We start from the raw sequence: 15,599 nt of genomic DNA, 5'->3' as shown, positions 1-15,599 counted from the left end.
GATATGGTACAAAAATCAATAACCTTTGTTTCTATTTTTTTTATTTTAGGAAATGTCAATGCTCAGGTTGATAGCCTAAAAATGAATATAGATTTCCGAACGAGAGCCGAACTGGATAACGGAGCAAGAACAATAATGCCAAAAGGAAAATCACCTGAAACAACGATTGCTTCCAGGGCACGTTTTGGCATAGATTATTATTATAAAAATTTGGAACTTTATATCTCTGCGCAAGATACCCGCACTTGGGGTGAGACTTCGTCAAACGCAAGCAAAAATCAAAATTTCATTCTAAATGAAGCATGGGCAAAATATCAGGTTTCAGAGAAATTCTCATTAAAGTTAGGTCGCCAAATTCTTTCTTACGATAATGAAAGACTTATTGGAACACTCGACTGGATGATGCAGGGACGAAGTTTTGATGCATTAAAGGGTATTTATAAATTAAGCCTAAATTCAAAATTAGAAACTGTAGTAACTTATAATAATGACGACAATGATCTAAATGATTTTCCCGATAAAGAAATTTATACTATTTCGGAAGCGGGAGAAATAACAAAGTCTTTGCAGATCATTCATTATCAATATATCGGAAAGAAAAATTTTGAATTCTCTGCGATCGCTATGAATAATATATTACAGAATCCATCCGGAACCCATTACGATATGCTTACAATAGGAATTAATACAAAAAAATACTTGGAAAATATCGGCTTCTTTGGTTCAGCATATTATCAAACCGGAAAAAATACACTTGCGCAGAGTAAAAATGCTTATCAGTTTTCTGGGAATATTGACTTTACTCTTCATCCAAAATTCAACTTTGTTTTGGGAACAGAATGGCTTTCAGGGAAGAATTACGATACCGAATCCAGCAAAAATAAATCCTTCAGTCCGTTATACGGCACCAATCATTTTTATAACGGATTTATGGATTACTTTTATTTTGGAACAAGCCATTTTAACAGTTTTGGACTGAATGATTATTATTTAAAATCAAATTTAAAATTCAGTCAAAATTCATTGTTACAAGCTAATTTACATGCTTTTACCTCTAATGGAAAAATGGGTTATTCTGATTTTGGTCAAAAAATATCCACCTATTTAGGAACAGAGCTAGACTTTGTTTTCACCCATAAAGTCGGAAAAATGATTACAGCAAATGTGGGTCATTCTTTCATGTTTTCAGGGGAAAGCATGAAATTCCTTAAGAATGTCTCAGACCTTAAAAATGTACAGACATGGACGTGGGTGGGTTTGAAAATTATGCCCAATTTTAGATTGAAATAATATTTAGAAAGACAATTTATATAAAAAAAAGGCTGTCTCAAAAGTGAGGCAGCCTCTTTTTTTTGTTGACTTATGATTTGCGAATCTCTGACATATTTAAATACTCTTCAGCAATTCCCTTTGTTGAAGTTCTATGCGTTACTAAAATTATAGTTTTATCTACTGAAGCCTCTTTAAGTGATTTTAAAATAATGCCTTCATTAAGACTATCTATATTGCTTGTAGGTTCATCTAAAAGTAAAAGCGGTGCATCATGCAAGAATAATCTTGCTAAACTTATTCTTTGTTTTTCTCCTGCAGACAGACGGTCTCCCAACTCTCCCACTCTAGTATCGTAACCATTTTCGAGCTTATTTATAAACTCATCTATACTCGCTTTTTTTGCGGCATTTTTAATATCCTCCAAATCTGCATTATAGTTACCAATACGAATATTCTCAGCAATGGTATCGTCTAGCAAAATAGGATTTTGAATAAGGTATGATTGATTAACCCTTAAAGATGATGTATTAATATGGTTTATATTTTCGTCTGATATTTTTATTGTTCCACTATCTGTTTCCCAAAAACGCATCATAAGTTTCAGTAAGGTAGATTTTCCGGAACCACTTTTACCATTGATGGAGAGAATTTTATTTTGTTCTAAATTTAAAGATAAACCGTTCAAAATATTTTCTTTTTGATAAGAAAAACTGATATTATCACATTCAAGTTTATTAAAAATAATATTAGAACCGTTTGTTATTTCATTTACTTCAGGCTGTTCATTAATTAAATCGATGATTCTTTTTCCGGAAGCAGAAACCAGTAGTAAAGTATTAGCGACATTCGAAAGCGCTAAAACAGGACCAAATGATGATAAAAGCGCAATCACGGGAATAATCATCGATGGGAAATCTATCTGACCTGTTTGATATAGCTTCCCCCCGAAAATAAGAATAAAAGCAGGAAAAAAAACCATTGCAAAACCATTCAATAAACTTGTTTGAAAGCCATATTTTTTCAGTTTCCGCTGATTATTCTTTAAGTCGGTTCCAATTTTAGAAATGGTATCAACTCTTTGTTTTTCAACACCAAACTGAAAAATCTCACTAATTCCTTTTAAAGTTTCATACATATAATCGTTGAGTTTAGAAAAACTTTCACGTTGCCTTATGCCGCTTTTCCTTCCCGCTTTTGAAATATATAAAGGTAAAAATACACCTACGAATAGATAGGTCAATAATGCAATTATACCAAATATCCAGTGAAATGATCCAATGAACAATACCATTACAATAGATACTATTCCGCCAATTATCATAGGTGATACCGTATGTGCATAGAAAACCTCCATAATCTCAACATCTGCTGTAACCATCGAAATAAGTGATCCTTTATCTCTGTTTTCTAATTTTGCAGGTGCGAGCCGACGCAAGGCAGAAAAAATTTTATCACGCAATAGGGCAAGTACGGTAAATGCAATAAAATGATTGCATAGTTGCTCTCCGTAACGCAGAAATCCTGTCAAAGCGGCAAACGTAAAACATAAAATGATGAGAACATTGAATGATAAAGGAACTTTAAACCCCAAAATATCTGCCATGGCATATGTTCCGAAAATTGGAATGAAAATAGCCATTAAAAAACCAATAACACCAGCGCTTACCGCCAAACACATATAGCCTGTAAGTGGTTTCACTAACTTTAGAAGTTCTAAAAAAAGATTCAGCATATTATCTTTTCTTTTATTACTATTTTGCATACTTTTCTAAATGTTTTTGATGTTGATATAAAATTGCATAGTCTTTCTGTGCATTAATAAGTTCTTCGTGAGTGCCCTGTTCTTTCACTTCTCCGTCTGACATATAATAAATATTATCAGAAAGTTTTACATTGGAAAGGCGGTGAGAAATAATGATAATGGTTTTCTCGCATGAGATTTTACGAATCAATTTCATGATAATTTCTTCGCTTTCTTCATCGATGTTAGAAGTTGCTTCATCAAATATTAAAATTTCAGGATCTTGAAGAAGGGTTCTTGCAATGGCAAGCCGCTGCTTTTGTCCTCCTGAAAAATTGCCGGCATTTTCAGAAAGATATGTTTCCAGCCCTTGTTGCTCATAGAGAAAATCATAAAGATGTACGTCTCTCAACAAAGAATCTATCTCTTCATTGGTTGCATTTGGATTTGCTATATGTAAATTTTCTTTGACAGTTCCTTTAAAAAAATAAGGATTATGAGTCAGCATATTGATCGTCATCATGCGGTTTTCCGTGGTAAGAAACTTATTCTCAATTCCTCCAATAATTATTTTACCCTGATAGCCAGTAACTGTTGCAATGAGTAAATTTGCAATTGTTGATTTTCCACATCCAGATTGCCCCACAATTGAAGTAATTTTTTTGTGAGGAAATTCCATATTCAAATGACTTATGATTTTATTCTTATCATATGAAAAACTAACTTCTTTCAGTTGTATGTCATAATCCAAATTCTCTATTGTTTGATTTGCCTGAGTATTCTCAGGAGCATCAAGAACATCCTTTATAAAAGTGCTAGCCCAGATTCCATTCATTGCAACATGAAATAATGAGCCCAAAATTCTTAATGGTACAAAGAAATCATAACAGAGAAGAATAATAAAAAATACTGCCAGAAGACGTGTATCACCTTGTAAAACAAACATTGACATTTGATGATTTTTTAGTTGATACAAAGCTGTAACAATTCCGGCGGCAAGACCTCCAAATGCAATAATATCCATCATATTAATTGAATTAAGCTGCGATCTCAGCAGACTCATTGTCTTTTTACGAAAGTCTTCGGCTTTAAGATTCATTTGCAAATGTTTTTCTGCATCTAAATCATAACTTTTTAGCATGGTGAGGCCTTGTATATTATCTAAAAAAATGTGTCCAAGACTAAAGTAGCTTTTCCAATATTTACCTAATATTTTTTTTGCTATCCTCAATCCAATCACTATCACTAATGGGATAATTGGTGATAGTAATAACAGAATAAGTGATGTTTTAATATTAATAAAAAAGCTGATCACAACCATTGTTAAAGTGGCCGCAATACTGTAAAACAACTGAGGCATAAAACCTGAATAATACGTTTGCAGTTGCTCAATACCCTCCCCGGCAAGCTGCATAATTTTGGAGGTAGAAATTTTCTGATTATAAGAAGGTCCAATCGAAATAATCTTTTTGAAAAATTTTTGGCGTAGGTCTATTTTAACGCTTTCTGATAATTGATGTCCGTAAAGTTCAGCCCTTCTTTCAAATAAAAATTTGACCAACCAAAAACTCAGTACCGAGATAAAATATAAAAAATAATTAGGAGGTTGACCAATAAACAAATCATTTAAAAGCCGTGCAACTGAAAAAGAAATTAGAATGTTCATCAACAAAGCAAACCATCGAAAAAGAACGTTCAACAGAATATTCTTCTTAGTTCCCTGTACATAATGTAAAAGTTCTGAATTAAGCATATAATGAAGTTTTAAATTAATAGTATAAGACCTTTTTATCTTATTTTTTATATTAGTTAAGTTTTTTCCATACATTCAAATATTGAATCAGAAACAACAACATATTTCATAATGCTTTATTTCATCAATATGTCTGATAACAAAATTCAATTTCAATAGTAAGCTGATTACTTAAAGATTTTGTAATTTTATCACTATTTTTTTGGGTAGAATTATTCAAAAAACATTTTTAAATAATTATTATAAATGCTAATATTTTCTTATACCTGTCAATACGCTATTAAAGCCTGCATTGTTCTTGCTACAGAAAGAAAAAAGATAGGTATCATTGATATTTCTGAGCAAATAGGTACCCCAACATATTTCACCTCTAAAATCTTACAACAGCTCACTAAAAAACAGTTGATCTCTTCAGGAAAAGGAAAAGGAGGAGGATTCTATCTAACAGATGAGCAATTTGAAAATCTTACCATTCAAGATATCTACGAGAATTTTGAAGGTAAAGAAGTTCTCACTTCTTGTCTTTTGGGTTTAAAACACTGCAGCGGTGAAAACCCTTGTCCTATTCATCATCTTGCAGTTGCAGTAAGAGAAAAGGTCCTTATTATGTTCCAATATAAAATTAAAGATTTGAAAGATTTGGGAAGTGTATTTCAAATTATGAGTCAACCTCCTGAATTACTGTAATTTTTTTATATTAAATTATTTATTTTCAATTTTTAAAGATCGTATAAAAGTTAGGATTGAAATCATTATAACAACCGAAGCAAAGAGCAGCCAATATTTTGAGCTTAAAAAAGGAATGTAGAATATTGAAAAAATTCCGGATAAAGCTAAGATAAATTCGTTGCAAATAATTCCGAAAACCATTAATAACACACTGAATTTTAATACGAGATTTAGTTTTATCATTCTATTCTGCAAAATTCTCCAAACCAAAAATAGACTAACTCCCATCAATAAAACCAAATGCAGATAAGCTATAACAATGTTAATATTGCTAAAAGCAAAAATTCCTAAACTTGGAATTACCGATAAACTTTGAAGAATAAATTTTAGAATAAAAGCAAAACCAAAAACACAAAGAAGAAGTTTCTGTATAAAATTTTGACGCTTAAAAATATTCGTTTTTCTTATCCAATTCAAAAATGGAATTGCGCCGAAGAATTGAATTACGGAAATCAAGACAAAAAATCCATATAAAACTGAGTTCATTTCAATCCATAAAACGGACAATCCGTAACCGAAAAAACATCCGAAAAACAAAAGATAGAAAATGGTTTTGTTGAGTTTTTCCTTGATTTCAATTCCGATTTTTTTTAATGAAATCAACAATAATCCGATGCAGGAAAACAGGAAAAATCCGTTGTATTGATAATGCAAATAAAAGTAAGTGGAAGCTCGAAACAGAACATCAAACTCTTCTTTCTTGCTAGAAAAATACGCCAATCCGAAAATCCCGATTGCTGAAAATGTGGCAAAAAAAGCGCCTGATTTCAACCAGATAATTTCAGGATTTTCATTCGATTTTGTATCAATTAACAAAAAAATAAAATATGCAAACCCAGTAAACAAAGCAATCGACGCAAAGACAATCGACAACCAAAAATAGCCTCCATAAAGAAATGTAAACAACATTCCGTAGGAACCAATTTGATTGCAAATCATTAAATATTGATATTTCGCAAGATTGATTTTCTTGAAATTTTCACTTAAATATTTCGTCACAAAAAGAAAAATTCCCGCCGAAACCCAACCATAAAATGCAAAATGTGAATGCGATTCCTGCATAAATTTATGATTAAACCCAGACAAAGAAAAAGCCATATTGTAGCGCATCATCACACCGACGGCCGATACAACGAAGAAATTGAAAACGCAGATTTTTAACCAAAAATTAAAGTTTTTCATTTCTTATTCAGTACTATTTCTCAAAGTTAAAAATTACTCCGGAACATAAATAATTTCACCATTTTCCAGCTCATACGCGATTCCGATTTTCTTGCCTTTTTTGTCAGACGATTTTTTGTCTTCAGATGGTGTATATTTATTAATTTTTCCGCCTTCTTTGGTGATGATTTCCATATTATCTTTACCCGGATTTTTCACAACGGTGAAATCTTCTTTTGTGAAAACTTCCGACATATTCATATTCATCACCATTGCAACCATCAGAGCCACAGAGAAAACCATCGCAACATCAAAAAGATTTACAATCACACTCAACGGATCAACATCCTCTTCTACCCGAAATTTAGACATGCGTCTTTTTCTTCTCATTTCTACAAATCTTGGGTTAAAACTTGGGCAACATAATCCAAATTATTGGTTTCTTTGGCATACCATCTTTGCTTGAATTGCAAAGTCACCAAACCGACTGCACTCACTACCAAACCGACAACCGTGGTCGCAAAAACCACTTGCATATTGTACGCCATACCAGAAATATCGCCCGAAGACAAACCAACCAAAGCGGGACTCATCGCTATCAAAGTTCCAATCAAACCCAAAACAGGTCCTAATTTTGCCAAAAGTTTGGAAACCGCAATGTCTTTTTCCGCTTCACCTTCAAAATTTGAAATCAAAAAATCAGAATAAGTAACATCCGGACGATGCGTGAGCAAATCTCTTAAATATTTAATATACAAAGAATTATCTTTTTTCGGCAAATTGTTTCTCAGATTTTCTGAGGTTTCAGAACTTAATGTTTTGATAGACAAATCCAGCAATTTGTCGTTTTTCTGTTTCGTGATAAACTGGTTGTAAAAACTGCCCGTAAGCAATAAAGATCGTACAAATAAAATCAGCAAAATGATGATATCGGGAATCAGCAAACTGTTGGCGACCCAAAAAAGTACTTTAGAAATTGTTTCCATTTTCGTTTTATTCTATTATTTTTTTAAATTATTTTTATGATTTGGGCAGCTATTTGACTACGTCGAAAGCAATTTTATATTTACTTTTTATGGCAGCTTTTACGCCTTCCACTCCCGCTTTTTTGCTCGTCATTCCTCCTCACAAAAAGAGCTCCATTCAAGTCGGGCTGCGAGCAATTCTCTGTTCCAGACTATGGTTTCCGAAAAAATTTCCACCAGATTTTATTAATGAAAAATCCTGCAAAAAATAAAAATCCAAACAACCCAAAAGTAAATCCTAACCTTTGGAAATTCAGAGGTTCATCTACTGCAACATAAACCATTTTTCCACTTGTTGTGACGATTAATCCAAGAATTGCAACAAACAAACTCATCAAAAAATGAATCTCCAATCTCAAATCTTTTTCAGGAACCAAATAGCGAATTCCGAAACTTAAACCGATTATCAAAACAATGACAATCACAGCAAAAAGCATCGATAAAACTTCAAAATCAAAACCTGTAAAAGTGAAAAAACTTTGTGTCAGGAGGTACAACAAAACAGGAAAAATCAACAAACCGGGATAAAATTTCAAAACCGAATTCCATTTGCTTTGTTTTCCATTCATATATTCCAGCAAAGCCGTAAAACAAAAACTGAGGCAAATTGCAGATTCCAGCGTTACCAAAATCGCAATATTGCTGAGAATCTCTGTATTTTGAAGATATTCTTTCATTTTCACCTGCGACTGTTCTATCGCAAAAGGATAGACAAAAAATAGAAATCCGCCGGCTAAAATCGCCATTACCAAAATCTGCCAGAATTTCCAAAAACTCAATTTCAGCAGTGTGTTGATGATGATGAAGAGAATCAATATGTCGATGATGATGTTCATAGATTATTGTTCGTTTTTTCTTCTTTTTCTTAAAACAAAAATCAAAATTCCGAATAAAATCACAACCACAGCTCCGATGAAAACGCCGTTCAGTTCAGTTTTTTCCTGTTGATCTGCAGTTTGTCTTTCTTCTTTTTTAAGAACTTTTCCGTCTTTAGAAATTTTCCCATCGTTCACGCCTTCTTTCATTTCCCGAATCTGTTCTTTATAAATTTTCGCATCTTCAGGAGAGCTGTTTTTAGAAATATAATCCTGTAATTTTGTATTGTCTCCAGCAAAACCTCCAGGTTCTGCGCCAAATTCTTTTACCAGTTTCGTATGAAGCGAAGCAAGACCTTTCAATTGTTCTGCATTGGCTTTCCACATTCCTTTTCGGGAAGTTTCCAGCATTACGGCTGTCATTTCTTGCAAAGTGGCAGGATTTTCTTTCGTAAAAAATTCTTTCACGCCAAGATTATGAACGTCATTCATATAAGTATCATAGATTTCGTTCCACATTTCATTGTCAATAACTTCTGGTCTGGTTGCGTTCCAGCCGTAAGTATTGGTCACGATTTCTGTAATTTGCGATGCGCTGGAAGCTTTTCCTTTCATCACCTCATTAATATAAGTCGGGTTGAAAATCGTTGCTCTGGCTTCCACACCAATTGCTTCTTTCAGTTCCTGCATTCTCATATTATTTCGGTTTCGGTAATCTGCCAAATATGCGTCAGGATCTTTGCCCGTCACTTCTTTGATTGCCGTGTTCATTCCGCCCATAAATTCGTAAACGTGGTCCAAACTTATTGCGCCCCAAGTATTATTTTGACGAGGCTGAATAATGACATCCGTATTTTTAAGCGCCGCTCTCAACATTCCTTCGCTGTATTTTCCCCAATCTTTTTCCTGTCCGTAAGTTGCGCCCATATTGTAAATATATTGGTCGGCGATTTCCTTTTGGGAAGTCCATTTATCTCCTGCTGTAATCAGTTCTTTGATTCCTGTATCGTATCTTCCCTGCAAACCTCCGAAAATCCTTTGCTTCGACATTTCCCGCGCATCTTTTGGTGGAACTCCGTTGGCTACCAATTGTTTTTCAATATCTAAAGTTCCTTTATTAACTTGATTTTCAAAACCTTCATCTTTTGCATTCGCTGCTAATTCGATGGCTTTAGAAATTAAGAATAATCGTGAAGCCGCCAAATCTCTAAACTGACCAGAAGTCTGAATAATCACATCAATTCTTGGTCTTCCCAATTGTTTTGATGGAATCAATCTCACATCCGAAACTCTACCGTAAGTATCTCTCACAGGCTCGGTTCCCAACATGTATAAAACCTGCGCAATGGAAACACCTTCCGTTTCTACAAACTCACTGCTCCAAAATGTATAACAGATTTTTTTAGGAAATTCTTTATGTTTTTTCTTGTATTCGTCCAGTGTTTTTTGAGCTAAAGTCACGCCTCTGTCCCATGCAATTTCTGACGGCGTAGATTCTGCATTTACGGAATATAAATTATGCCCAGTTGGAACAGCATTCGGATTTGCAACTGCGTCTCCGCCAGAAGAAGGCGCAATGTAACCGCCGGATAAAGCGCTTAGCAAAGTCTGCAATTCAAATTCAGGGCTTTTTAGAAGATTTTCTTTGTATCGCAAAACATTGGTCAAAGTTCTGTCGATTTCCAAAATTGCCCTCGCTTTATCCTTCATCGCTTTTGGAATTTCAGGTTTTTTGGAATCTGCAAAAGATGGCTTTCCTGATGGTTTTTCAGCATTTGGTTTTCCTGAATATTTCTGATTTCCGGATTTTGCAAAGTCTGGTTTTTGACCTTTCATTTTACTTAAATTCGGTTTTCCTTTTCCTGATTTTTTATCTAAAAACGCAGGTCGCATTTTTGGAGGATTCAAAAGCAATTTGGATTTTTCTAATTCATCCATTTTAACACCAGCAACAGAGCTTACAAATTCTGGAGAAACTTGTTTTCCATTTAAAATTTGATTCACTAAAACTTTCGCAGGATTCAAATATTTTTGATTAAAAAAAGCTTTATTTTTCAGTTGAATATCCGTTACTTTTCCATTCATTTTATCCAATGAAGCTAAACTGTAAGCAATTGGATCTGCGCTCATCGCCAAAACGGTAGAATTTATTTTTTCTGATTTATAAGCTTGTCCAGCAACATAAAATTCACCATTGATTTTTTCCGTAGAAACTTCTTCAGCAAAATTATCCAGCTTTTCGATTTCCATTTCAGAATAAGGTTTTGTGAGAATACTGTCTAATCTCAAACTTCTTTCAAGTCCCATTTTAACAGCCATTTTCTTAACCTCGATAGAAATTTCAGGTTTATTTTTAGCATCCGTTTTATGATAAAATCTAATCTTGTCTTGCAAACTTCGGAAGTAATTTCGCATATCGCTTTCTACAAAAGCTGGCGTTAAATAAGAAATCGTTGTTGCATAAGTTCTTCGTTTAGCCATCATACTTTCGCCGATATTTCCAATCGTGTAATAGTAAAAATGAGGAATCGTTCCGACCAAAATATCGCCCCAATCGTTTCCGGAAAGAGCAACTTGTTTATCTGGCGTAAATTCTAAACTTCCGTGCGTCCCGAAATGAAGCATTGCATCTGCTTTAAACTCTTTCTGAGCCCAAAGATAAGCGCCCAAATAAGCGTGAGTTGGAGGTTCTTTTACGCCGTGAGTAATTTTAAATTCATCATCACCAATCGCTGCAGATGGTTGTGGAAGCAATGCTATGTTACCAAAACGAACCGCAGAAATTGCGAGATAAGATTTTTCGTTTTGATTGACATTCATAAAATCTCCCGGTGCAGAACCATATTTTTTGATGACATCATCATAGGATTTTTTGCTTAATGAAGATTTCAGCCAAGAATCATATTTCGAAGATTCTATCAAAGTCGGTTTTCCATTTTTCACAAATTCCTCGAAATGACCTTTCGCTTTTGGACTGAAAATACTCCCTTGTTTTTGAATAATATTTTCAAATTCTTTCTCGGTTTCGGGAAGCCCGTTCAGGTTGTAACCTTCAGCTTTAAATCGCTTCAGAACGTTGTAGAGAGACTCTGTACCTTCCATTCCTTGTGCGTTCAGCGTGTTTTTTCCTTCACCTTTAAAATAATAGACCGCAACTTTTTTATCCTGATTTTTTATGTTTTTCAAATCAATAAAATTATTTACGATTTGGGTGAATTTCGCCAATCTGTCAGGAATCGTTTTAAACAAAAACATTCCGTCTTTGGTTTTTTCCTGAGCGATGAGAACATAAGGATAAATCGCGCCGTCCAATTCCGGCATTACGATACATTGCCCCATAAATCCACCGACCATTCCCATTGGATCTTCCAACCATTTTTCTTCCAACTGCAAAATAGAAAGTGGTGTGAAAAACGGAATATTTCTTTGTTTCAGCCAATTGACAGCTTCGTCGGGATTTCCCATTGTGAGACGACCGTGTGGAAAATAGACGACTGCATTTGGATTTATTTCTGATAAAAATCTGATTCTATCGGTGAAAGAAGCAACAGGATAAACATTCAAACCGGACTTTTGAAATGAGACAATAATGCTGTCCAAATACTGCTTGTTTCCGCTAAAAGGATCGTGAATACCAGAAATCAAAGCTACTTTTGGTGCACCTTCTTTATAGAAATTATTTTTTTTGAGGTAATCTTCATAAGATTTAATATCGTTAAAAGCTACTTTCTCATCAATATGGAAATAGACATTTTCTTTACTCGCAATCGCATCTTTAGGATTGGTGACGAATAGTTTTTTACCATCAATATCCTTTCGGATGTAGCGAACCAGATTTTGATAATTTTCTTTATTTCCGCTTTCGAGATAAGACGAAACTTTCTTCAGTTGAAGCGAATCTAAACTGTTGATATTATTTTCAGGATTCGTAACCGAAGTGAAATGCATCGGTACTTCTTTGGAAATCTCAGTTAGTTTTGCACGTTGTTTGTCATCGATTTTAAGTCCCATTCCGAAACCGAGAACAAAATCATAATTCTTGAGTTTATCGATATTATCCAAAGAAACTTCCTTAAATTTTATCATTTTATCCTGATTCGACAATGCGATATTCGACGCTTGATACGGCTGAAAATTGACCAAAGCAATGCGTGTTGCAGATGCAGTTGATTTCCAAATAAACCAACCTGCGAAAAGTAAAACGATGGCAAGACCAAAGTAGATTGCCTTTTTTTTGTTTTTAATTAATTGAGATCCCATTTTAATCCTATATAATATGTTCTGCCAGGCGAAATGCTGGAGTAAAAACTTGAAAATTTGGTTTTATAATCAAATAAATTATTGATTCCTGCGCTTGCTGTAAAATTGAAAAGCAAAGGCGCAGACAACTGCAATCGCCAGATCGAATATGGCTCGTAGTAAATTTTGTATTCTTCTGTGTGCGTATCGATTCCCGTTGTGTTATCAACATCTGTGATATCCGCAGTTCCGAACGTATTCATACTGCTGAAATATTTTCCACTGAAACTAATTGTTGGCGCATATTTTTTGAGAAAATCCAAAGTATAATCCGCTCTCACAGTCGCTGTATGCGGTCTTGTTATCGATCTTTTTTGTGGATTTTCATAAACATAAGTATAGGCACCTTTCAACAACAATGATTTTCTCAAACGATAAGACAAAGAAACTTCACTGCTGAAAACATCGGTTTTCCCAACATTTATGTACTGAACGGTATCGCTGGAAACCCAATTTGCATTGATTTTGTCCTGAATTTTGGAATATTGAGCCATCAATGTGATGTTCAGTTTTTTGAAATTTAAGTCCGAAGAAATATTGAAATTGTTGCTTTTCTCCGCTTTCATATTGTTGTTTCCAATGATCTGAAAACCGCCACCATAAGGATGAAACCAATCGGTGTACAATTCTTTCAGCGTCGGTGCTCGGAAACCTCCGGAATATCCACCTCGAAGAGTCATATTTTTATTGACTTTGTACATTCCCGACAAACGAAAAGTCGGATGTCCTTTGAATTGTGAATGATAATCGTATCTCGCACCTGTAACCAAGGTAAAAGCATCTGCCAATTTCCATTCCTGCTGTGTGAAAAGTGAATAATTCTGAGCATCTCTTTTCGCACCAGAACCATCACTCACAAACATAAATGTGAACAAATCTTCAGAAAAAGCTTCTGCACCGGCAACCAAAGAATGTTTTCCGAAAAGTTGAACATCGTAAATGGAACCAACTCGCCAGATTTTGTTCTCGTAGTTTTTATCTTTTTGATTTAATAATTTATAAAAATCGAATTTCTGATACTCATCATAACTTTCTGATACAACCAAATTGCTGTTCTCGCGAAGCTGAAAACTTGTCTTCATCCCAGTTCTGAAATTATGAAACTGATCCCGAACTTTAAAGCCATCCAAACCACCCGTATTTCTCTCCTGAAAGTAAAAACCTGTATTGATTTCTGTCTGGATTTTTGGCGTAATTTTTATGGAAACATTCGGACTGAAACCGTAATCTGTATATCCAGCAATGTAGGTACTGCTCAGTTTTTGTTCCACAATATTTCCGTGGGTGTATTCTTGTTTCAACGCTTCTGTATCAGTCAATAAATAAGGATCTCTGCTTTTATAAAACGCTGAAAAACCTGCACTTCCCCATTTTTGTTTTGTTCCGAAAGTTAAATTGTAATTCTGATCTTTATTGCTTCCGTATAAAGCCGAAGCACTGATCTGCAAAGGTTTTTTAAGCTTTTTAGTAATGATATTGATGACACCACCAATCGCATTGGAGCCGTACAAAGAAGACGACGCTCCTTTCACGATTTCCACACGCTCGATGTTGTTCATATCAATTCTGTTGTAATCGATATTATCAAAAGTTTCCCCTGCCATTCTTTCGCCGTCAATCAGAAAAAGAACATATTTCCCGCCAAATCCCATCATATTGATGTTTGCGTGACCACCATTATTAGTAAATTCTACACCCGCCAATTCTTGCTCCATAAAATCACGAAAATTTGCCATTTTCGATTTCTCAATCGCTTCAGAAGTGATGACTTGTGCGGTTACAGGAACGTCTTTCAGTTTTCTTTCGGTTCTTGTCGCCGTTACTACAACTTGCTCAATATCTTTGTATTGTTCTTGTTTTTCGGAAAGATTTTCAGTCTGAGACCAGAGAATATTTGAAAGAAATATCAGTGGAAGAATTATCAGTTTTTTTAGCATCTCCATTCTTTTTTAAATGAATTGCTGAAACATATCCAACAATTCATTTCATTCAATAACCCGAGATTAATTTGTTGATTTTAAAAAGCAGAACCGCCTTCAGCATTGTATTGGTATTTGAAACTTACGTGACCAGCAGTGTTTGTTGCACTTTTATTATCGTAAATCTGTAGTTTCACAAATTTTCCAGAAGCCGATTTCACAACATACACAAAATTATGAACCGTATATTTTGGTGGCGGACTGCTTGTATCGACTGTTAACCAAGTTGTTAAAGTTTGAGAAAACGGTTGATCTTCCTCCGTGATTCCAGTTCCTGTAAACGCAGTTGTGATTTTTCCAATTTCGTCTTTCACGTATCCGGAAGTTGGTGCAGAAATGATGGAGTTCCATTCAGTTTTGTTTGTGTTGATTGCTTCGCCACTCCCTTTTCCAGATTTTCCACCATTCAGTTTTACATCACCTCTGTGGAAAGCGATGTCCCAATTATTATCATTTTGAGGATCTGAAACGGTAACAATTTCATTTTTTGAAAATGAAAAATAAATCCAGTTGGTGTACGATCTTGCATCTAAAAATTGATGCGTTTTGATTTCTCCTGCTGTTGCAATATCTTCTTCTCTATCGTCGCTACTGCTACATGAAGTGAAAATTAGAAGCACTAATAAAAGAGCAAAAATTGATTTTAATTTCATAATGTATAAATTATTTTTACAAAGAAATTAATTTTATTTATACTTAATAAAAATAGCAATATGATAAGAATCATAAATAAGACATTTTTGTCTTATTTTAAATTTCAAAGCAGTTTTATGAAGAAAATAAAGAATTATTAAAATTTAATGATGAATAAAGTTTAGAGGATAA

The 15,599-nt window shown here is 34.2% G+C and carries 11 protein-coding genes; 2 read left to right on the top strand and 9 right to left on the bottom strand.

Annotation, left to right across the window (positions count from 1 at the left end; all coding sequences use genetic code 11):
• Positions 1-3 precede the first annotated feature (3 nt).
• Positions 4-1,290, top strand: a complete 1,287-nt coding sequence (locus BT156_RS07805) for an alginate export family protein (protein WP_072408843.1) — start codon at positions 4-6, stop codon at positions 1,288-1,290.
• A 70-nt stretch (positions 1,291-1,360) separates the two neighbouring features.
• On the opposite strand, the gene BT156_RS07800 is transcribed toward BT156_RS07805, so the two are convergent.
• A complete protein-coding gene (locus tag BT156_RS07800; RefSeq protein WP_072408841.1) occupies positions 1,361-3,034 on the bottom strand; it encodes an amino acid ABC transporter ATP-binding/permease protein in 1,674 nt (557 codons plus the stop codon).
• Positions 3,024-4,766: an ABC transporter ATP-binding protein/permease gene (locus tag BT156_RS07795; protein WP_072408926.1), complete on the bottom strand. Its 1,743-nt coding sequence runs from the start codon at positions 4,764-4,766 to the stop codon at positions 3,024-3,026. The genes BT156_RS07800 and BT156_RS07795 overlap by 11 nt, the downstream gene beginning before the upstream one ends.
• A 246-nt stretch (positions 4,767-5,012) precedes the next feature.
• Here BT156_RS07795 and BT156_RS07790 point away from each other — a divergent pair, with 246 nt between their 5' ends.
• Positions 5,013-5,453: an RrF2 family transcriptional regulator gene (locus BT156_RS07790; protein WP_079466029.1), complete on the top strand. Its 441-nt coding sequence runs from the start codon at positions 5,013-5,015 to the stop codon at positions 5,451-5,453.
• 15 nt (positions 5,454-5,468) lie between these two features.
• Here the strand turns inward: BT156_RS07790 and BT156_RS07785 are convergent, their stop codons facing one another.
• The 7 genes from BT156_RS07785 to BT156_RS07755 all read right to left on the bottom strand — a co-directional run bounded on the left by BT156_RS07785 (position 5,469) and on the right by BT156_RS07755 (position 15,427).
• Entirely contained in the window at positions 5,469-6,677 is a 1,209-nt protein-coding gene (locus BT156_RS07785) for a hypothetical protein (protein ID WP_072408840.1), read from the bottom strand.
• A gap of 33 nt (positions 6,678-6,710) precedes the next feature.
• Entirely contained in the window at positions 6,711-7,046 is a 336-nt protein-coding gene (locus BT156_RS07780) for a DUF2149 domain-containing protein (RefSeq protein WP_072408838.1), read from the bottom strand.
• A 2-nt stretch (positions 7,047-7,048) separates the two neighbouring features.
• A complete protein-coding gene (locus BT156_RS07775; protein WP_072408836.1) occupies positions 7,049-7,642 on the bottom strand; it encodes a MotA/TolQ/ExbB proton channel family protein in 594 nt (197 codons plus the stop codon).
• A 191-nt stretch (positions 7,643-7,833) separates the two neighbouring features.
• Positions 7,834-8,517 (bottom strand): hypothetical protein, encoded by a 684-nt coding sequence (locus BT156_RS07770; protein WP_072408834.1) that lies wholly within the window; start codon positions 8,515-8,517, stop codon positions 7,834-7,836.
• 3 nt (positions 8,518-8,520) lie between these two features.
• Positions 8,521-12,756: a cobaltochelatase subunit CobN gene (locus tag BT156_RS07765; RefSeq protein ID WP_072408832.1), complete on the bottom strand. Its 4,236-nt coding sequence runs from the start codon at positions 12,754-12,756 to the stop codon at positions 8,521-8,523.
• Positions 12,741-14,732 (bottom strand): TonB-dependent receptor plug domain-containing protein, encoded by a 1,992-nt coding sequence (locus BT156_RS07760; protein WP_072408922.1) that lies wholly within the window; start codon positions 14,730-14,732, stop codon positions 12,741-12,743. The genes BT156_RS07765 and BT156_RS07760 overlap by 16 nt, the downstream gene beginning before the upstream one ends.
• A gap of 80 nt (positions 14,733-14,812) precedes the next feature.
• Complete coding sequence (locus tag BT156_RS07755; protein ID WP_072408830.1) at positions 14,813-15,427, bottom strand: HmuY family protein; 615 nt, start codon at positions 15,425-15,427, stop codon at positions 14,813-14,815.
• Positions 15,428-15,599: the final 172 nt, after the last annotated feature.

It is taken from the genome of Chryseobacterium limigenitum, from assembly GCF_900114875.1.
GTDB classification, from domain to species: Bacteria; Bacteroidota; Bacteroidia; order Flavobacteriales; family Weeksellaceae; genus Chryseobacterium; species Chryseobacterium limigenitum.
This window is presented reverse-complemented; position numbering and strand designations above follow the sequence as displayed.